20 protein-coding genes are annotated in these 19,193 nt (G+C 28.8%); 2 read left to right on the forward strand and 18 right to left on the reverse strand.

From position 1 onward, the window contains the following. Window positions 1–779: 779 nt before the first annotated feature. From ABY863_RS02245 to ABY863_RS02290, 10 genes are all read right to left on the reverse strand, one after another. Complete coding sequence (locus ABY863_RS02245; protein WP_372792634.1) at window positions 780–1,712, reverse strand: peptidylprolyl isomerase; 933 nt, start codon at window positions 1,710–1,712, stop codon at window positions 780–782. A 159-nt stretch (window positions 1,713–1,871) separates the two neighbouring features. Further along, a complete protein-coding gene (locus tag ABY863_RS02250) occupies window positions 1,872–2,021 on the reverse strand; it encodes a hypothetical protein (protein WP_372792635.1) in 150 nt (49 codons plus the stop codon). A 49-nt stretch (window positions 2,022–2,070) separates the two neighbouring features. Next, a complete protein-coding gene (locus tag ABY863_RS02255; protein WP_372792636.1) occupies window positions 2,071–2,943 on the reverse strand; it encodes a nucleoside phosphorylase in 873 nt (290 codons plus the stop codon). A gap of 4 nt (window positions 2,944–2,947) precedes the next feature. Continuing rightward, on the reverse strand, window positions 2,948–3,298 hold the full coding sequence (locus ABY863_RS02260) for a translation initiation factor (protein WP_372792637.1): 351 nt from the start codon (window positions 3,296–3,298) through the stop codon (window positions 2,948–2,950). Between the two features lie 41 nt (window positions 3,299–3,339). Next, window positions 3,340–3,510 carry a gliding motility protein GldL gene (locus tag ABY863_RS02265; RefSeq protein WP_372792638.1) on the reverse strand — a complete coding sequence of 57 codons (171 nt, stop codon included), beginning with the start codon at window positions 3,508–3,510 and terminating at the stop codon, window positions 3,340–3,342. Then, window positions 3,507–4,454, reverse strand: a complete 948-nt coding sequence (locus ABY863_RS02270) for an isopenicillin N synthase family dioxygenase (protein WP_372792639.1) — start codon at window positions 4,452–4,454, stop codon at window positions 3,507–3,509. The genes ABY863_RS02265 and ABY863_RS02270 overlap by 4 nt, the downstream gene beginning before the upstream one ends. A gap of 38 nt (window positions 4,455–4,492) precedes the next feature. Then, entirely contained in the window at window positions 4,493–5,188 is a 696-nt protein-coding gene (locus tag ABY863_RS02275) for a DUF6048 family protein (protein ID WP_372792640.1), read from the reverse strand. Further along, window positions 5,154–5,612 carry a DUF6452 family protein gene (locus tag ABY863_RS02280; RefSeq protein ID WP_372792641.1) on the reverse strand — a complete coding sequence of 153 codons (459 nt, stop codon included), beginning with the start codon at window positions 5,610–5,612 and terminating at the stop codon, window positions 5,154–5,156. The genes ABY863_RS02275 and ABY863_RS02280 overlap by 35 nt, the downstream gene beginning before the upstream one ends. Window positions 5,613–5,619: 7 nt before the next feature. Next, a complete protein-coding gene (rlmD, locus tag ABY863_RS02285; RefSeq protein ID WP_372792642.1) occupies window positions 5,620–7,029 on the reverse strand; it encodes a 23S rRNA (uracil(1939)-C(5))-methyltransferase RlmD in 1,410 nt (469 codons plus the stop codon). Between the two features lie 76 nt (window positions 7,030–7,105). Further along, complete coding sequence (locus ABY863_RS02290) at window positions 7,106–7,522, reverse strand: c-type cytochrome (RefSeq protein WP_372792643.1); 417 nt, start codon at window positions 7,520–7,522, stop codon at window positions 7,106–7,108. Between the two features lie 244 nt (window positions 7,523–7,766). Between ABY863_RS02290 and rocD the strand changes: the two genes are divergently transcribed. Further along, a complete protein-coding gene (rocD, locus tag ABY863_RS02295) occupies window positions 7,767–9,002 on the forward strand; it encodes an ornithine--oxo-acid transaminase (protein WP_372792644.1) in 1,236 nt (411 codons plus the stop codon). A 45-nt stretch (window positions 9,003–9,047) separates the two neighbouring features. On the opposite strand, the gene ABY863_RS02300 is transcribed toward rocD, so the two are convergent. After that, window positions 9,048–10,886 carry a DEAD/DEAH box helicase gene (locus tag ABY863_RS02300; protein WP_372792645.1) on the reverse strand — a complete coding sequence of 613 codons (1,839 nt, stop codon included), beginning with the start codon at window positions 10,884–10,886 and terminating at the stop codon, window positions 9,048–9,050. A 97-nt stretch (window positions 10,887–10,983) separates the two neighbouring features. Next, entirely contained in the window at window positions 10,984–12,372 is a 1,389-nt protein-coding gene (locus tag ABY863_RS02305) for a hypothetical protein (protein ID WP_372792646.1), read from the reverse strand. Window positions 12,373–12,540: 168 nt separating this feature from the next. Here ABY863_RS02305 and ABY863_RS02310 point away from each other — a divergent pair, with 168 nt between their 5' ends. Beyond that, the gene (locus ABY863_RS02310) at window positions 12,541–14,166 is read left to right on the forward strand and encodes an ABC-F family ATP-binding cassette domain-containing protein (protein WP_372792647.1); all 1,626 of its coding nucleotides are present in this window, start codon (window positions 12,541–12,543) and stop codon (window positions 14,164–14,166) included. Between the two features lie 26 nt (window positions 14,167–14,192). On the opposite strand, the gene ABY863_RS02315 is transcribed toward ABY863_RS02310, so the two are convergent. From ABY863_RS02315 to ABY863_RS02340, 6 genes are all read right to left on the reverse strand, one after another. Further along, window positions 14,193–14,648, reverse strand: coding sequence for a hypothetical protein (locus tag ABY863_RS02315; RefSeq protein ID WP_372792648.1), 456 nt, complete (start codon window positions 14,646–14,648; stop codon window positions 14,193–14,195). A 3-nt stretch (window positions 14,649–14,651) separates the two neighbouring features. Beyond that, window positions 14,652–15,272: a hypothetical protein gene (locus ABY863_RS02320; RefSeq protein WP_372792649.1), complete on the reverse strand. Its 621-nt coding sequence runs from the start codon at window positions 15,270–15,272 to the stop codon at window positions 14,652–14,654. Between the two features lie 32 nt (window positions 15,273–15,304). Then, the gene (locus tag ABY863_RS02325; protein WP_372792650.1) at window positions 15,305–15,856 is read right to left on the reverse strand and encodes an RNA polymerase sigma factor; all 552 of its coding nucleotides are present in this window, start codon (window positions 15,854–15,856) and stop codon (window positions 15,305–15,307) included. Window positions 15,857–15,906: 50 nt separating this feature from the next. Continuing rightward, window positions 15,907–17,361, reverse strand: a complete 1,455-nt coding sequence (locus tag ABY863_RS02330) for a TonB-dependent receptor (protein WP_372792651.1) — start codon at window positions 17,359–17,361, stop codon at window positions 15,907–15,909. Window positions 17,362–17,480: 119 nt separating this feature from the next. Continuing rightward, on the reverse strand, window positions 17,481–18,884 hold the full coding sequence (locus ABY863_RS02335) for an NAD(P)(+) transhydrogenase (Re/Si-specific) subunit beta (protein ID WP_372792652.1): 1,404 nt from the start codon (window positions 18,882–18,884) through the stop codon (window positions 17,481–17,483). Beyond that, the gene (locus ABY863_RS02340) at window positions 18,884–19,192 is read right to left on the reverse strand and encodes an NAD(P) transhydrogenase subunit alpha (RefSeq protein ID WP_372792653.1); all 309 of its coding nucleotides are present in this window, start codon (window positions 19,190–19,192) and stop codon (window positions 18,884–18,886) included. The genes ABY863_RS02335 and ABY863_RS02340 overlap by 1 nt, the downstream gene beginning before the upstream one ends. Window position 19,193 lies beyond the last annotated feature (1 nt).

Below are 19,193 nucleotides of genomic sequence, written 5' to 3' on the forward strand. Positions count from 1 at the left end.
AAATATCTTCCAGTTGCTTTTTCAATAAATGCTTCGCTATTTGAATCATTTCCGCAACTGATAAAGATTGCGAATACAACAAATTTTAAAATTGTTTTTAGTTTCATAAGTTTATATTTATTGTTCGTTTAAGATTTATATGATTTTCTTTTTAATCACTTCTTTTGAAGTGCACATTTTTACAAGCTAGTTACATGATTTATAAGCAATGATTTGTAAAAATATAAAAATAGTCTAAACCTTTTAATATTTTATGCATAAAATTCTTTAACCAATTTGCCCACTTTAGGTGGTTTGTAGTTATTCTTTGTTAAATTTTAATAGTGTATTTAGAACACTTTCTTTGATAAACTGAGAATGATATCATTATCATTAATCTAATAGTAGATGATTAAGTTTCTTTATGTATTTCTGTTTTTACCCTATCAACTATAATAATTGGGAGGTAGAAAATTAAATTGAAAAATTTGAAGATTAGGAATGTAAAATTACATTATGGCTGATGAAATATTACTTGTATAGTTATTAAATATACTATTAGCAAAATCTATTTTAAGAAATAGGATAAAAGTAATTTTACTTATATAAATTATTGGAAGTATAATATTTTATGTTAAATGGAATATTGATTTAAATCAATAATATATATTTTTTTCGTTAGTGGTGTAATTTATCATTAATGTATTAATTGTTGAAATGCACTGTGATGGGTGTTATTTTAAAAAAAGCATTGATTTTTAAAATCAATGCTTTTTTAATAAATTATATTTAAAACTATTCTATTTTACATTCATCAGCTCAACATCAAAAATAAGCGTTGCATCTGGAGGAATAACACCGCCAGCACCTTGACTTCCATATGCTAAATTTGAAGGTATTACAAAACGAGCTTTATCTCCAACTTTTAATAATTGAACTCCTTCATCCCAACCAGAAATAACTTGTCCAACTCCTAATTTAAAATCAATTGGTTGTTTGCGGGGATAAGATGAATCAAAAACAGTTCCATCTAATAATTGTCCTTTATAATGTACAGAAACCGTTTTACCTTTTTCAGCTTTATTTCCATTACCTTCCTGTAGAATTTGATAACGTAACCCGCTTGGAGTCTCGTTATAACCAGCTGCAATTTCATCCATTGCTTTTTTGGTAGCTTCTTTAGCTTCTTCTTCTCTTTTAGCTCTTGAACCTTCAAAAACTCTAAATGCTTCAACTGCATTAAATTTTTCAGCTTGTTCTCCAACTCTAATTATTTCAACTGACTCTAATATATCATTTTGAGCAATTGCATCAACAATATCTTGGCCTTCAATAACCTTTCCAAACACAGTATGTTTATTATCCAACCAAGGAGTAGCTACATGTGTAATAAAAAACTGACTTCCGTTTGAAGCTGGGCCTGAGTTTGCCATTGATAAAACTCCAGGAGTATTGTGTTTTAAATCAGGGTGAAATTCATCATCAAAACTATATCCAGGTGATCCGGTTCCAGTTCCTAAAGGGCAACCTCCTTGAATCATAAAATCAGCAATAACTCTGTGAAATTTTAAGCCATTATAGTAAGGAGTTCCTTGAGGTTTAGAATTGTTTTCTAAATTTCCTTCAGCTAAAGCAACAAAGTTTCCAACTGTTCCAGGTGTTTTTTTAAACTCTAAATTTACAAGTATTGCACCTTTTGAGGTGTTAAATTTTGCGTATAATCCGTTATCCATTTTCTTATTTTTTTAAACGTTGCAAATATACATACTTTCGTTTGAAATAAAAGTATAATGGCTATTTATTCAAATATTTCAAATAAGTTAGGATTTTATTTTTAAAAAGAAAAATCCGCTGTAAAGCGGATTTAAAAGTGTTTTTATATTTATATAATTTTAGACTTCTTCTAAAGTATTTGCGGCAGTTGATTGTTCTATTTTATTAGCATCGCTAGTTAAACCACACCCTTTTTTTGAAGAGCCACAAGATGCAAACACTATTAAAGCTAAGGCTAATAATAGAATATTTAAAGTAAATTTTTTCATAATTGTATGGGGTTTATTAAATTAGAACGTACCAAATATATAAATTATTTTACAATGCTAGTTTATCTAAAGTATAAATTATTAATTCTTCTACTGGTTTATATGGGTTTGGACTAAAAGTTCCATTTGCTCTGTTAGCAATAATGGCATTCATAGAACAAGCATTATGCCCTAGAAGTTTTGCTAACCCATAAATAGCAGAAGTTTCCATTTCAAGGTTTGTAATTTTTGTGCCATTAAATTCAAAATTATCTATTTTATTATTTAATGAAGGGTCTTGTATTGGTAAACGTAGCACTCTACCTTGTGGACCGTAAAAACCAACAGCAGTTGCAGTACATCCTAAAAATACTTTATCACTAATAAGTTTATCTTCAAGTTCTTTGCTGTTTTCTACAATATATGGACGAGCTTTTCTTGGGCTCCAGTTGGTATGTTTTATAAAAGCATCTTCAAATTCAGCATTTAAAATATGTTCACAATCATATGAATGAAGCACACCATCAAGCCCTAATCCATATTTTGCTAACACAAAACTATCAACAGGAATATCACTTTGTAAAGAACCAGAAGTACCAATTCTAACAATATTTAATTGCGTAAATTCCTTTTTTGGAGTGCTTGTTTCTAAATCAATATTTACTAAAGCATCTAATTCGTTAACTACAATATCTATATTATCAGGTCCAATTCCAGTTGAAATTACGGTAATTCGTTTTCCTTTATAAGTTCCTGTAATAGTTCTAAATTCTCTTTTCTGAATATCAAATTCAATGGAATCAAAGTGTTTTGTTACAATAGGAACTCTATTTTGATCACCCACAAAAATGATATTTGTAGCTAAATGTTCAGGTTTTAAATTTAAGTGGTAAATACTACCATCTGGATTCAGAATTAATTCTGATGCTGCTATTTTTGTCATATTTTTATCCGCCTACGCGTTTTACGTTATATCCTTCTTTTTTAAGGATTTCCATTAATTTATCTCTATAATTTCCTTGAATTATGATTTCATTATCTTTTACGCTTCCACCAACACCACATTTGGTTTTTAGTATTTTTGCAAGTGATTTTAAATCATCTTCACTACCTATAAAACCAGAAATTACGGTTACAGTTTTACCACCTCTTCCTTTGTTTGAAAACAAGGCTTCTAAAAACTGTTGTTTAGGTGCTAAAGTTTCTTGATTTTCTTGTTTATTAAACTCAAAACTGTCGTTTGTAGAAAAAACAAAACCTCCTAAGTCATCTAAACTATTTATTTTTTTTTTGCCCATTTTTATTGAAAAAGATAGCTATAAATTTACAAAAATATTTCTTATTGTTTTAACTTTTTCCAAATAAATAGTAAGGCTGCTAAAATTTCGAAAACAAGTCCAATTGCCATTATTAAATTAGATTGTGACCAATTAAATAATTTGGAAATTGCTCCAACTAAAATAAGAAAAACACCAAATGTAAATAATGAAATTACTTTTTTTGTAATCATTTTATAAGTCCTAAATCTCTTAAACGTTCATTTAAAAATTCACCAGCTGTAATATTATCATATACTTTTGGACGTACTTCATTGATACATTCAGGTAAACAATTAAGTGACATTTCGCTTATTGGATGTGTAAAAAAAGGTATAGAATAGCGTGATTTATCCCAATCTTCTCTTGGTGGATTTACAACACGGTGTATAGTTGAGCGTAATTTATTATTTGTTAAGCGTTCTAACATATCACCAACATTAATAACTAATTGTTCAGGAAGCGCTGTAACCGGTATCCATTCTCCTTTTTTATTTTGAACTTCTAAACCTGAAGCTGATGCTCCCATTAAAAGTGTTATTAAATTAATATCACCATGAGCAGCAGCTCTTACAGCTCCTTTTGGTTCGCCTTGGATAGGAGGATAGTGGATTGGACGTAAAATACTGTTTCCGTTAATTACATAGTTGTCAAAATAAAATTCATCTAAGCCAATGTATAAAGCCAATGCTCGTAGTACATAGATTGCTGTTTTTTCAAGCATTTTATAAGTTTCCATTCCAACTTTATTAAAATTAGGAACTTCATTAACTATGACATTATCTGGGTATTCAGATTTTAATTGAGCATTGTTAACTACTTCTTGCCCAAAATGCCAAAACTCTTTTAAATCACCTTGAGTTCTTCCTTTTGCACTTTCTTTTCCAAAAGAAGTGTAACCTCTTTGACCTCCAATACCTTTTATTTCATAGGATTCTTTTACTTCATTTGGCAAATTGAAAAAGTTTTTTACTTCTTCATATAATTTGTTAGAAAGTTCATCGGTTAAAAAGTGTCCTTTTAATGCAACAAAGCCAATTTCTTCGAAAGCTTCACCGATTTCTTTTATAAATTTTTGTTTTTTCTTAAGATCTTCAGATAAAAAATCAGATAAATCTACACTTGGAATATTTTTCATAAATACTAAAATTAGTGAAATTTAAAAGTACAAAAAATTTATTTATTCTTTTTAATAATAGGGATAAGGTAGCTTAGAGTGTAATTGAAACCAACGCCTTTATTATTTAAAAATACACGGTTAAAACCAGGAATTTGAAGATTCTTAAAATTATCAGGGTCTGATGTGCTTATTAAGTTGTTGAAACTAATACTGGCACCTATAAATAAATTATTAAATGTTTCAACTTTCATTCCAAAAACAAATTCAACCCAATGAGCTGTTAAATCCTTAAATTCAGTATTTGGCTCTATGGTTTCTGGAATAAAGTAAGTTCCATATACATTTGGAGTGTAACTATTTAAAGTTTGATTGAAAAAACTGAGGCCATATCTTAAACCAACATAGATCTCATTATTCATTCCAATCCAATTTTCATAGGCATTATAATTAAAACCAGCTTTTATATAAGAACCTTTGGTAGTGAAATTTAAATAATCTTCATTGGTTGTTTTCTCTAAAAAACCAAGCTCAACAGCTGCATAATAATTTCTTAAAACTCTAATATCACTAACTAATTCTAGACCTTTAGTTTCAGTTTGAAAAAATGAATTTATGGGTTTGCTTAAATCTACACCAATTCTAAGACCGTATTTTTCTTTGTTCTTTATAGTATCTTGTTCTTTTATTTGAGAATTTACAGTTACCGTAAATAAAATACTAATGAAAAATAGAAATATGTGCTGCTGTATCATTTTCAATTATTGCGTTATTAATATTAATATTTTTTATCCAATTTGTTGAGTTGCTTTCAATTTGTAAGTTTTCAAAAATTGTCTTATAACCACAAGATCTAGAAACAAAAATATCTTTTCTATCATAAATAAACTTTAAAGTATCTTTTATAGAATTGTTTTCAATAATATAAGTTGTACTATCTTCATTCAAATTTAAAGGAATGGCAATAGAATCAGTAGATACGCTTTTATATTGTTCAATTCCATTTTTGTTAATAGACCATACAGAATCTAAAAGTACATCTTTAACATCCGTTTGAATGTCGTTATTATAAAAACGAATCACTAAATTTGGAGTGGTTGCTTCAATACATATATCATCTTTTTCACAGCTTAAAATTGCTAGAAATGATACAATAATTATAGTAATATACTTCTTCATTATTAATTTATTTTAGTTCTAAAAGCACTACATTTTCAACATGAAAAGTTTGTGGAAACATATCAACGGCTTGTGTTTTTAAAATTTTATAATGCTCTTTCATTAGTGATAAATCACGTGCCTGAGTTGCAGAATTACAGCTAACATAAACAATACGTTGTGGTAAAATTTCTAATATTTTGGCTACAACATTTTTATGCATACCATCTCTTGGCGGATCTGTAATAATAACATCAGGTTTTCCATGGGTTTTTATAAAATGGTTATTAAAAACATCTTTCATATCCCCAGCATAAAATTCAACGTTTTTAATGTTGTTTAATTGTGCATTCAATTTAGCATCTTCAATAGCTTCAGGTACAGATTCTACACCAATCACTTTTTTAGCGCTTTTTGCTACAAATTGTGCAATAGTTCCAGTTCCTGTATAAAAATCGTATACAATTTCATTGCCTGTTAAATTTGCAAAATCACGTGTGATTTTATATAATTCATAGGCTTGTGCCGAATTTGTTTGATAAAATGATTTTGGTCCAATTTTAAATTTTAAACCTTCCATTTCTTCAAAAATATGATCTCTTCCTTTGAATAAAATTATATTTTGATCGTATAAAGTATCATTTCCTTTACCGTTTATTACATACTGAAGTGATGTAATTTGTGGAAATTCTTCAGAAAGTGCATTTAGCAAGCCTTCACGTTTTTCTTTTTCTTCTTTAAAAAATTGAATAACAACCATAATTTCACCTGTAGATGAAATACGAAGCATAATAGTACGTAATAAACCATCTTGATCTCTTGGATTATAAAAGTCTAATCCGTTTTCTATCCCGTAATTTTTAATAAAATTTCTAATATGGTTTGAAGGTTCTTCTTGTAAGTGACATTTTTTGATATCTAATATTTTATCCCACATTCCTGAAATATGAAAACCACATGCGTTTCTGTTATCAATTTCTTCATCAGAATTTATTTCTTCCAAGGTTAACCAGCGACTGTTTGAAAAAGAAAATTCCATTTTATTTCTATAAAAATAAGTATTTTCACATCCTAAAATAGGTGTAATTTCAGGTAAATCTAAATGTCCTATTCTAATAAGATTGTTTGTTACTTCCTTTTCTTTATAAGCTAATTGATGCTCATATGCCATAAATTGCCATTTACAGCCACCACAATGTTCAAAATGTTCACAAGCTGGTTCAACTCTTTTATCTGAATATTTATGAAATTTAATTGCTGTGCCTTCAAAATAAGCCTTACTTTTTTTACCAGTTCTTATATCAACAATATCACCTGGAACGGTGTTTGTTAAAAAAATAACACGTCCGTCAGGAGCTTTTGCAACAGTTTTGCCACGCGCGCCAGCATCAATAATTTCTATATTTTCAAAAATTGTTGGTTTGTTTCTTCTACCCATTTTGCAAATGTACTATATTACACATAAAAAAAGCATCTCTATAGTAGAGATGCTTTAAATATTATTTTTTTATGAATTATTTTACACTTCTCATGTAAGCAGAAATTGCAGCTAATTCATCTCCAGTCATGTCTTTAACAAAACCATCTAAGTTCGCTTTCATTATTGCAACCTGTCCAGGATCAGTGTCAACTATTGCAACAGATTCTCCTTTTAAGAATTTTACAATATTTCCATTTTGTTCATTATAAATCTTATTGATATCTTTTATTGATGGTCCAATAACTTTCATATCAGGATTATGGCATGTAGCACATGTTTTTTCAGTAAATAATTTTTTACCAAGTTCAAGATTATCAGCAACAACTTCCGTAGCGGTTTCTTTTACTTCTTCTTTTACAGTTTCAATTTCTTTTACTTCTTCTTTTTTCTTTTCACCACAGCTTACAAAAAATAATGCAGCTAAAGCTAATACAAATATTGATTTTTTCATGTTTATAATTTTAATTAAATATAATTACAAATTTATTCAATTAATTTCAATGTTAATGTGATTTTTATAACAAAGTTAAAAGAAATAAATGCGTTTTTTATTTTGAAAAGAAGTTTTAGTCTTAAAATATAAATTAAGCAAGTGAATTGTGTTTAAAATATTTTGTAATTTGCGAGCTAAATTAGGATGATTTCTCTCCAATAAGAAGGAATTTAATAATTTCAATTTTTAAAATTTTACAAAGATGGTTTCAGAGAAAATCTCATCAGAAGAAGCAATTAATTTAGAAGATAAATATGGTGCACATAATTATCACCCATTACCAGTAGTATTAAATAGAGGAGAAGGTGTTTATGTTTGGGATGTTGAAGGGAAACGGTATTATGACTTTTTATCTGCGTATTCAGCTGTTAATCAAGGGCATTGTCATCCAAGAATTATTAAAGCTTTAACAGATCAAGCTGCTGTTTTAACATTAACATCAAGAGCTTTTTATAATGATGTACTTGGAAAATATGAAGAATATGTGACTAAGTATTTTGGCTTTGATAAAGTGTTACCAATGAATACTGGTGCAGAAGCAGTTGAAACAGCAATTAAGCTATGTAGAAAATATGCTTATGAGAAAAAAGGAATTGCTGAAAATAAAGCAGAAATAATTGTTTGTGAAAACAATTTTCATGGAAGAACAACTACTATTATTTCATTCTCTAATGATGAAGATGCACGTAAAAACTTTGGACCTTTTACAGCAGGTTTTATTAAAATAGAATATAATAATTTAGAAGCGTTGGAAAATGCTTTAAAATCAAGTAATTCTATTGCTGGTTTCTTAGTTGAACCTATTCAAGGTGAAGCAGGCGTTTATGTTCCTTCAGAAGGTTATTTAGCAAAAGCAAAAGCATTATGTAAAAAATATGATGTTTTATTTATAGCTGATGAAGTACAAACAGGTATTGCAAGAACTGGACAACTACTAGCTGTTGATCATGAAAATGTTAAACCAGATATTTTAATTTTAGGAAAAGCGATGAGTGGTGGTGTATACCCTGTTTCAGCAGTTTTTGCTAATGATGATATTATGAATGTGATAAAACCTGGTCAGCATGGGTCAACATTTGGTGGAAATCCTTTAGCTGCAGCAGTTGCTATTGCAGCTCTTGAAGTTATAAAAGATGAAAAATTAGCTGAAAACTCTGAAAAATTAGGAAATCTTTTTAGAAGTGAATTACAAAAATTTATTGATACTAATGATTTAATAAAATTAGTAAGAGGAAAAGGTTTGCTAAATGCTATTGTAATTAATGACACGGAAGATAGTTCAACAGCTTGGGATATTTGCTTAAAGTTACGTGATAATGGTTTACTTGCTAAACCAACTCATGGTAATATTATTCGATTTGCTCCACCTTTAGTGATGAATGAAGAACAATTGCTTGATTGTGTTTCTATTATTAAAAAGACAATTATGGAATTTTAATCATAATAAAAAAGCAGCCAATTGGCTGCTTTTTTATTTGTAATATTATCTCTTTCTTCGTTTTGAACTTTTATCAGTTGTTCCAAAAGCACTTTTAGTATCAGGGCGTTTTCTTCCAAATCCACTAAAATCACCTTCAGGTTTTCTGTCTCTACTTCTTTTTCTATCTCCACTTTTTGCTCTGTCTCCTCCTCTTTCACTTGAACTTCCACCATCTCTTCTTCCACCACTTCTTCCTGTACGTTTTTTCTCGGTGATTTCAACATTTACATTTCTACCTTCAAAATCAGCACCATTTTCTTTAAAAGAAGCAATAGTTTCATCTTGATAGTTTTTATCTAATTCAAAAAATGAAAATGTATCTAAAATTTCAATTTGGCCAATTTCAATATTTTTAGCAATTTTTTGGTCATTTATTAAACCAATTAACCTTGCTGGGTTTAAATTGTCTTTTCTTCCAATATTAATAAAGAAACGAGACATATTTTCATCATCTCTTCTTTTTCCTCTTGTGTCAGAATCTCTACTAGAATTTCTATCAGAACCCCTCATTTGATCGCTGTCATTTAAGTCAGGAGCATTTTGGTAGTACGTTAAAAAGGTATTAAATTCTAAAGAAACAAATCGTTTTATTAATTCTTCACGATCTAAACCTTCTAATTTTTCATAAATTGATGGTAAAAAATCGTTTATCTCTATATCATTTACTTTAATATCATGAACTTTATCAATTAATTTTAATAATTGATTTTGACAAATTTCTTTTCCTGTAGGAACAGGTGTGCTAACAAATTGTTTACCAATTAAACGTTCAATTGGACGAAGTTTCCCTTTTTCTCTAGCTGTAACTATTGCAATAGAGATACCAACTTTTCCTGCACGACCTGTTCTTCCACTACGATGCGTGTAAGATTCTATTTGGTCTGGTAATTTGTGATTGATTACGTGTGTTAAATCGTTTACGTCTAAACCTCTTGCAGCAACATCAGTTGCAACTAATATTTGTAAGGTTTTGTTACGGAATTTTTCCATAACACTATCACGTTGCGCTTGGGATAAATCTCCATGAAGTGCATCCGCATTGTAACCATCTTTTATTAATTTATCGGCAACTTCTTGTGTTTCTCTTCGAGTTCTACAAAAAATGATGCTATAAATATCTGGATTTACGTCTGCAATTCTTTTTAAAGCATTATATCTGTTTCTTTCTGATACCACATAATATTGATGTGATACTTGGTCTGATCCTTTATTTTTTTCTCCAGCACTAATTTCTACTGGTTTATGCATATAGTTTTTTGCAATACTTTCCACTTCTCTAGGAAATGTTGCAGAAAATAATAATGTTTGCTTTTCTTTAGGTGTTACAGCTAAAATTTTATCTAATTCATCTTTAAAACCCATATTTAACATTTCATCAGCTTCATCTAAAATAAGCCAATTAACGTTTTCTAGTTTTAATTGTTTTCTGTTAATTAAATCAACGGTTCTACCAGGTGTTCCAACAATAACGTGAACCCCTTTTTTTAGTTTTCTTATTTGTTCTTCAATACTTGCACCACCATAAACAGCAGCAACACTAAAGCCTTTCATATATTTTGAAAATTCTTCAATGTTCTTAGCTATTTGCAAGGCTAATTCACGTGTTGGGGATAAAATAATAGCTTGGGTATCTCTATTATTAATATCAATTTGTTCTAAAATTGGTAAACCAAAAGCTGCGGTTTTTCCTGTTCCAGTTTGTGCAAATGCTTTTAAATCTGCTTTTGAAGCAAGAACTTGAGGAATTGCTTTTTCTTGTATTTCTGTAGGGTTTTCATATCCCAAATCAGTTAAGGCCTTAATGATATTTTCATTAAGCCCTAAGTCTTTAAATGTAGTCATTCTGTATAAATTATTGATTTACAGATGCCCATCTATAAACCGGTTAAAAAACGTGCAAAGGTACACTTAAAAAGAATACGAAGGCTAAAAATTAAATTTATTTTAATTTGTTTATTTCAGTGTTTAATCTTTTGGAATCTAAATACGTAAAACCATTTTGAACAATACCATTTTGGTTAACGATAATTGTTCTTGGATACTTGCTAGTTAAGTAGTTATTAGCAAAACTTTCTTTGGTTAATTTGAATTGCTTTGTAATATTTAGCAATTTTAAATTAGGTTCTGTTGTGATATCATCAAAAGAAGTATCCATATTAATGCCAACAAATAAGATTTTTGGGTAGATATTTTCCAAATGTTTTATGCGACTCACTAAATAATCGGATGACATAAATTCTGTTGACCAAAAATATATAACGGAATTTTGACCTTTTATAATATCATTAATAGTTGTATTAGCATTATTATATGAAACTATTTCAAAATTATGTAACGGTTCATTATTTATAACAAATTTGGTGTCATTAACAAGGTTTTTTACTTGAGTAGTATAAAGTTGATTGCTGCAATTTTCTAAAAAAATGTCTAAAGCTTTTTGATTAATACTACAGGTAGATTCACTCTTTAAAAAATCATTTACAATAATTTTTTTGAGTAAAGTATTTTTAAAACTCTCTGAATCAATATGTTTTATGGTTGAATTTAAAATATTAATAGTAATATTATTTTTTAAAGAATCATTTTCTGTCATTTGATAGCTTATATTGTATAAATAACTAACCACATAATTTTGATATGGATAAAAAGAAACTAAATCTTCTTCATTCAAACTAATTGTATTTCTATAGCTATAAAACTCATCTGAAATTATCGGGAATTTATCTAGGTTATGGAATTTTTTATAGTAATATGGATACATTTCTTTTAACCTAAATAGAGGATAATGAATTGCAGTAGACGTTAATTTTTTAAACCCTTCAGAAATTTCAGATTCAGTAGCCGAAAAATCATTATAAATACCTTCTCGTTCATTTGAAAGTGAATCTATTTTTCTTTGAAAATCAGATTCATTTAAGCTAAAATACTGGTACATTGATTTTTCTTCTTTTTCATTTTGTAAAAACAAATTGATTAAAAATTCATTTTTAGTATTTCCTTTCCCACTATAAACCAATGATTCATCAAAATCCCAAGAGTTTAGTCTCACCAATATACTGTCAGAAGGCTCTAAATAAATATATTGAAATTCTGTACCATGTTTAAAGGTGTATAGTCCTTCTTTTAAAGTATCATATTCTTTTAAAAATCTATTGTTTTCATCAAGTAATAAAGTGTCAATTACTTTATGATCTTTTAAAAAGAGAACAAAATTTGTTTTAGGATTAATAATTTCTCCGCCAAAATAAGATTTAGCGTAATTATCTTTAGTAGCTGTTTTACAGCTAAAAGTTAAAATTGCTAATATGACACTAATTACGTATTTCATGGAGATTTTATTAAAAACAAAAATACATACAACTTAATTGTTAGCTTGTTAATGAGATGTTAAATATAAAGTGTGTTTCTTAAAATTGAAATAAATTAACATTAAATTAAAATTTGTGAGTGAATCTTATTTAGTACTTTTGCAAAAAATTTAAAATAAATATATAGAATGCTTTCAGTATCAAATTTATCTGTTCAATTCGGTAAACGTATTTTGTTTGACGATGTAAATACAAAATTTACAATAGGAAATTGTTACGGAATTATTGGCGCCAATGGTTCAGGTAAATCCACTTTTTTAAAAATTATTTCGGGTAAACAAGATCCAACATCTGGATCTGTTAATATAGACCATGGTAAACGCATGTCCGTTTTATCACAAGATCACTATGCTTTTGATGAATATCAAGTTTTAGATACCGTAATGATTGGTAATAAAAAACTTTTTGCAATAAAAAAGGAAATGGATGCTATTTATGCAAAAGAAGATTTTTCTGAAGAGGATGGAATTAAAGTTGGAGAGTTGGGTGTAGATTTTGAAGAAATGGGAGGTTGGAACGCTGAAAGTGATGCTGCTACCATGCTATCTTCATTAGGTATTAAGGAAGATTTGCATTACACTTTAATGAGTGAGTTAGATGGTAAAGTAAAAGTGCGTGTTTTATTAGCGCAAGCTTTATTTGGGAATCCTGATATTTTAGTGATGGATGAGCCTACCAATGATCTTGATTTTGAGACTATTGGGTGGTTGGAGAATTTTTTAGCAAATTATGAGAATACTGTAATTGTTGTTTCACATGACCGTCACTTTTTAGATGCTGTTTGTACACATATTTCGGATATTGATTTTAGTAAAATAAACCATTTTTCAGGAAATTATACTTTTTGGTATGAATCTAGTCAGTTAGCTGCTAGACAACGTGCTCAACAAAATAAAAAAGCAGAAGATAAAAAGAAAGAATTGGAAGAGTTTATTCGTCGTTTTTCTGCCAATGTTGCAAAATCGAAACAAGCAACCAGTCGTAAAAAAATGATTGAAAAATTAGATGTTGATCAAATTAAGCCTTCAAGCAGAAGATATCCAGCTATTATTTTTGAACGTGAAAGAGAAGCTGGTGATCAAATTTTAAATGTTGAACATTTATCAAAAGCTACTGAAGAAGAAGTTTTATTTAATGATATCCATTTTAGCTTAAATAGAGGAGATAAAGTTGCGTTGATCTCTAAAAATTCAAGAGCTGTGACAGCATTTTATGAAATTTTAAATGGACATGATAAAGCTGATGGTGGTAAATTTCAATGGGGAGTAACAACAAACCAGTCGTACTTACCATTAGATAATACAGACTTTTTTAAAGATGCAAATTTAAACTTAGTAGATTGGTTGCGTCAATATGCTAAAACCGAAGAAGAGCGTGAAGAAGTTTATTTACGTGGATTTTTAGGTAAAATGATCTTTAGTGGTGAAGAAGCTCTAAAAAAATGTAACGTTTTATCTGGAGGGGAAAAAGTTAGATGTATGTTGTCTAGAATGATGATGATGAGAGCAAACGTTTTAATGTTAAATGAACCAACGAATCACTTAGATCTAGAATCTATTCAGGCATTTAATAATTCATTGAGTAATTTTAAAGGAACAGTTTTGTTTACAACTCATGACCACGAATTTGCGCATACTGTTGCAAATAGAATTATTGAAATTACACCAAAAGGAGTTATAGATAGATACTCTACATTTGACGAGTATTTGGATGACCCAAAAATAAAAGAATTAAGAGCAAAAATGTATAATTAAAAAATGGAGCAATTTGCTCCATTTTTTTATTCTTGTAATCTTCTTCTTTTACTATATTCTTGCAAAATTCTTCTATTAAATTCTCGATCAGCTTTTTTTAGGCTAATAATTTTTTTTGAAGAAATTACAGTAGATAGTTCATTAATTAATGATATCTCATTTTCAGTAATTTGTTTTTCATTGTATATAATTTCATCAATAAATTTTTGGGCTTGGGATTCTGTAATGTTTTCTAATCCACCAGCTAATTGTATTTTACGATGAAAACCACCCTCCAGTTCCATTTTTAAGGCTTGTATTTTATCTGAATATAAATTGTAAATAGGCCAAAATTTTTCAGCTTCTTTTGGTGTAAGGCTTAAAGCATTAGTTATATAAGATGTTTTTAGTGCTTTTATTTTTTGCCTATTAATTTGTTGTTGCGCTAATGCACTACTAGTGGTAAATAGTATTGTTAGTAGTATGAATAGTAGTTTTTTCATGTTTTAATTTTCATAAATTATATCTTCTAAATCTTCTTCATTTAAATATTCGAAAACTTCATCATCAGAGAGAGATGCACTATTTATCTCGTTATTTAATTCAATTTCTGGATATATTGAAGCAATACTTAAAGCATCAATATCTATATTTCCATTATCAATCCAAGTTTCAATTTCTGAAGAAGCTAAAGATTCAAATGTAACGGTTTTTGATTTATTGTTTAAAACAAAAACCAATAGGAGTGAAGCTGCAATTGCAATAGGAGTTGCAAATTTAATAAATTTACTTTTTAAGAATATTACTTTTGGTGTTGTTTTAATTTTACTTAGAACTTGATTTTCTAGATTCTCAAAGTAATTTTCTGGGATTGTTGTTTCAGTATTATTTTGAATAACTTCTGCTTTTAATTTTGAAATTACAATTTCTTCAATAGAATCAAAGTAGTTTTCAGGTGTTTTAAATGTTTCTTTAGTTCCTTTTTTAAGAAGAGTTTCAGTTTTTAATTCAGCAATAATAGCATCTTCAATAGATTCAAAATAATTTTCAGGTATTTCAAAACCAGCTTTTTTAAGTGAAATTTCACTTAGTTTTGGTGCTATTTTATGTATATCTTTTCTTTTCATTTATTAGTTAGACTATATATAAATGTAATAGTTTAATATGATTTTAAGAATTCTTCAATCTTTTTCACTGCATGAAAATAAGATGCTTTTAATGCACCTACTGAAGTACCAAGAACTTCAGAAATATCGTTATATTTCATTTCATCATAATATTTCATGTTAAATACTAATTGTTGCTTTTGTGGTAATGAAAAAATAGCTTTTTGTAATAATTGTTGAATTTCGTCACCTGAATAATTAGAATCTTCTTGTAAATCTTCGGTCATTTTGTACTGTAATTCACTAATATCTATATGTTGTTTTGCTGCTTTTTTGTTTATAAAAGTAATGGCCTCATTTGTGGCAATTCGGTACATCCAAGAATATAATTTACTATTTTCTTTAAATGAATGAATGTTTTTAAAAACTTTTATAAAAGTGTTTTGAAGAACATCATCTGTATCATCATGCGATATAACAATTTTACGAATATGCCAATACAAACGTTCTTTGTATAAAGATATTAAATCTCGAAAAGCTTGTTCTTGCGTATTAGGGTTTTTAAGTTGCGCAACCAATAATTCTTCGTCTTTCACACGTTTCATTTTGTACTTAGACTTTGAAAGTTACTAAAGGTTTAATTTTAAAACAAAAATTATTTCAAATTCTCAAATTTTATTTTTGAATAACCAAATAATCGTTCTTCTTTAATAATTTCAGGGATTCCATTAGGAAGCATTTCTTCCCAACCATTTTCTCCATTTGAAATCATTTCTAAAACCGTTTTTGAGTAAACACCCAATATATCAGGATTATAATCTTTTATATCTACAACTTTTCCATTATATTTAAAGAATTTATACAATTCTTTCATACGCGGATGTACCATTAGATTTTCACTCGTTTTAATTTCTCCAGTGCTTCTATCTTTAAGAGGATATAAGTAAACCTTAAGGTCTTTGAAGAATAATTTACCAAAAGCTTCTAAAATTCCACCACTTAAATTACGGTAATATTTTTCGTCAAAAATTTGTACAAAATTATTAACACCCATTGCTAAACCAATACGTTCTTTGGTAAATTCAGATAAGTATTCAACCAACTTGTAATATTCTTGGTAATTTGAAATCATAACATTTTGACCTAGAGAACAAAGTAATTCAGCTCTTCCTAAAAAGTCTCTTTCATCAATTTTCCCTTGAGAAATTAAGTTTGTTAATGTAATCTCAAAAATAATTTTAGTATTGTCTTTTTTAACCTTTTTTTCATTTATAAATAGTTGTTCTGCAAGTTTAAGCATGTTCATATTTACTTTAGTTACAGGTCTAAAACTACCTCGCAGCACTAAAATATTTGCCTTATATAATTGTTGTGCAGGTAATAGGTTATTTCCATCTGGTCCAAACATTACAGCATTAGTCATTCCATTTTTAACTAATAGTAAACTCATTAAACGGTTGTCAACATATGAAAAACGAGGCCCAGAAAAATTAATCATATCAATTTCAAGTTGAACTTCATGTAAGTTATCATACAATGATTTTAACAATTCTTTTGGTTTGTTATTTAAGTAAAACGCTCCATAAATTAAGTTTACACCTAAAACACCTAGAGTTTCCTGTTGTAATTTTACGTCAGTTTCTTTAAATCTAACATGTAAAATAATTTCATTATAATCTTCTAATGGATCTAATTGAAATTTTAACCCAACCCAACCATGTCCTTTAAATTTTTTAGCAAAATCTATTGTAGTTACAGTGTTTGCGTATGAAAAGAATACCTTTCCATGGTGATCTTTTCTATTTAATCTATCTTCTATAAGTTTAATTTCATGATGAAGCATTTTTTTTAATCGTTCTTGAGTAACATAACGTTCATCCTCTTCAATTCCATAAATAGCATCAGAAAAATGTTTGTCATAGGCACTCATTGCTTTGGCAATAGTTCCTGAAGCTCCACCAGATCTAAAAAAGTGACGAACAGTTTCTTGACCAGCCCCTATTTCAGCAAAAGTTCCATAAATATATTTGTTCAAATTAATTTTAAGCGCTTTTGCTTTACTTGAAGGAACATCATGAATTTCTATATCACCTTTTAACTTTAGAGCCATTTTGATTTTTTTAGTTTTTGCAAAACTACTAAAAAATGAGAGTTATTAGATATTGTAAATAAAAGAAGGGTGAGAATTTAATTCTCACCCTTCTTTTATGAATTGTACTTTATAAAGTATTACATATTTTTAAGTTCACTAACCAATTCAGTTAAAGCACTCTTAGCATCACCAAAAAGCATTGAAGTTTTTGTGTTGAAGAATAATTCGTTTTCAATACCTGCATAACCAGCATTCATAGTACGTTTATTTACTATAATATGTTTTGCATTTTCGACATCTAAAATAGGCATTCCATAAATTGGACTTGAAGGATCGTTATGAGCCGCTGGGTTTACAACATCATTTGCTCCAACTACCAATACCACATCGGTATTCGGGAATTGAGGATTGATATCATCCATTTCAATTAATTTATCATAATCCACATTACTTTCGGCCAACAAAACATTCATATGTCCTGGCATACGACCAGCAACTGGGTGAATAGCATAAGATACATCAACTCCTTTTTTGGTAAGTAATAATTCAAGTTCATGAATCACATGTTGCGCTTGTGCAACTGCTAAACCATATCCTGGCACAATTACAACTTTACTCGCGTAATTTAATAAAATAGCTGAATCACTTGCAGTAGTTTTTTTGATAGTTCCACCAGATTTTCCACCTGTGATAGCACCTGTAGCAGCATCTCCTCCAAAAGCACCAAAAATTACATTTGTTAAAGATCGGTTCATAGCTTTACACATTACAAAAGTTAATATTAACCCTGCTGAACCTACTAAAATACCACCAACTAACATTACCATATTTCCATATAAAATACCAGTAATTGCAGCAGCAATACCTGTTAAAGAGTTTAATAACGAAATAACCACAGGCATATCTGCTCCTCCAATTGGAGCTACAAATAAATACCCATAAATTAATGAAGCAGCTAATAAAACATAAATTAAAATGAAACTATCAGTATTCACTAATACAATATAAGAAGCAAAGGCAACAAGCGCTAAAAATAAAATATTATTAATTAGGTTATATTTTGGCAATCTTAAATCTTTCATGGAGCCATTTAATTTTGCCCAAGCCACTAAACTTCCTGTAAAAGTAATACTACCAATAATGATAGCAGCCAAAATAGTAGTTATAATAGAAGCTGATGCTTTTGAAGCATCTTCTAAACCAACATTTTTATTAAATTCTACAATTCCAATTAATAAGGCACTTCCGCCTCCAAATCCATTGAATAACGACACCAATTCTGGCATCTTGGTCATTTCAACTTTCATTGCAATAATCCAACCTAATATAGTTCCTACTAAAAGAGCAGCTCCAATTAAAATATAATTTATTGAAGGTACTTCAAAATCATGTAAAAATATAGTTCCAATAATAGCGAGTACCATACCAACAGCAGAAATTAAATTTCCTTTTTTTGCAGTTTCAGGATGTCCTAACAATTTTAAACCAATAACAAATGTTACGGTTGCAATTAAATAGATAATACTTAATAATATATTCATTATTTTTTCTTTTTAAACATTTGTAACATGCGGTCGGTTACGGCAAAACCACCAACAACATTTAAAACTCCTAACACTACGGCAACAAAACCCATACCTAAAGCCAAGTAATCATCTGGTTTAGCTTGTAACATTACCAATAATGCACCAACTATTACAACGCCGCTTAAAGCGTTAGCACCCGACATTAAAGGTGTGTGTAGTACAGATGGAACATTTTTTATTAATTCTACTCCAATAAATATCGCTAAAATGAGGATATATATTAATTCTAAATTACTGCTAATAAATTCTAATAATTCATTCATT

It is taken from the genome of Lutibacter sp., assembly GCF_041562875.1.
Classification (GTDB): Bacteria; Bacteroidota; Bacteroidia; order Flavobacteriales; family Flavobacteriaceae; genus Lutibacter.

What these genes read in the sequence shown, in the direction of transcription:
- ABY863_RS02245 (WP_372792634.1), bottom strand. Translation starts at nt 1,712, where the DNA reads ATGGATAACGGATTATACGCAAAATTTAACACCTCAAAAGGTGCAATA.
- ABY863_RS02250 (WP_372792635.1), bottom strand. Translation starts at nt 2,021, where the DNA reads ATGAAAAAATTTACTTTAAATATTCTATTATTAGCCTTAGCTTTAATA.
- ABY863_RS02255 (WP_372792636.1), bottom strand. Translation starts at nt 2,943, where the DNA reads ATGACAAAAATAGCAGCATCAGAATTAATTCTGAATCCAGATGGTAGT.
- ABY863_RS02260 (WP_372792637.1), bottom strand. Translation starts at nt 3,298, where the DNA reads ATGGGCAAAAAAAAAATAAATAGTTTAGATGACTTAGGAGGTTTTGTT.
- ABY863_RS02265 (WP_372792638.1), bottom strand. Translation starts at nt 3,510, where the DNA reads ATGATTACAAAAAAAGTAATTTCATTATTTACATTTGGTGTTTTTCTT.
- ABY863_RS02270 (WP_372792639.1), bottom strand. Translation starts at nt 4,454, where the DNA reads ATGAAAAATATTCCAAGTGTAGATTTATCTGATTTTTTATCTGAAGAT.
- ABY863_RS02275 (WP_372792640.1), bottom strand. Translation starts at nt 5,188, where the DNA reads ATGATACAGCAGCACATATTTCTATTTTTCATTAGTATTTTATTTACG.
- ABY863_RS02280 (WP_372792641.1), bottom strand. Translation starts at nt 5,612, where the DNA reads ATGAAGAAGTATATTACTATAATTATTGTATCATTTCTAGCAATTTTA.
- rlmD (WP_372792642.1), bottom strand. Translation starts at nt 7,029, where the DNA reads ATGGGTAGAAGAAACAAACCAACAATTTTTGAAAATATAGAAATTATT.
- ABY863_RS02290 (WP_372792643.1), bottom strand. Translation starts at nt 7,522, where the DNA reads ATGAAAAAATCAATATTTGTATTAGCTTTAGCTGCATTATTTTTTGTA.
- rocD (WP_372792644.1), top strand. Translation starts at nt 7,767, where the DNA reads ATGGTTTCAGAGAAAATCTCATCAGAAGAAGCAATTAATTTAGAAGAT.
- ABY863_RS02300 (WP_372792645.1), bottom strand. Translation starts at nt 10,886, where the DNA reads ATGACTACATTTAAAGACTTAGGGCTTAATGAAAATATCATTAAGGCC.
- ABY863_RS02305 (WP_372792646.1), bottom strand. Translation starts at nt 12,372, where the DNA reads ATGAAATACGTAATTAGTGTCATATTAGCAATTTTAACTTTTAGCTGT.
- ABY863_RS02310 (WP_372792647.1), top strand. Translation starts at nt 12,541, where the DNA reads ATGCTTTCAGTATCAAATTTATCTGTTCAATTCGGTAAACGTATTTTG.
- ABY863_RS02315 (WP_372792648.1), bottom strand. Translation starts at nt 14,648, where the DNA reads ATGAAAAAACTACTATTCATACTACTAACAATACTATTTACCACTAGT.
- ABY863_RS02320 (WP_372792649.1), bottom strand. Translation starts at nt 15,272, where the DNA reads ATGAAAAGAAAAGATATACATAAAATAGCACCAAAACTAAGTGAAATT.
- ABY863_RS02325 (WP_372792650.1), bottom strand. Translation starts at nt 15,856, where the DNA reads ATGAAACGTGTGAAAGACGAAGAATTATTGGTTGCGCAACTTAAAAAC.
- ABY863_RS02330 (WP_372792651.1), bottom strand. Translation starts at nt 17,361, where the DNA reads ATGGCTCTAAAGTTAAAAGGTGATATAGAAATTCATGATGTTCCTTCA.
- ABY863_RS02335 (WP_372792652.1), bottom strand. Translation starts at nt 18,884, where the DNA reads ATGAATATATTATTAAGTATTATCTATTTAATTGCAACCGTAACATTT.
- ABY863_RS02340 (WP_372792653.1), bottom strand. Translation starts at nt 19,192, where the DNA reads ATGAATGAATTATTAGAATTTATTAGCAGTAATTTAGAATTAATATAT.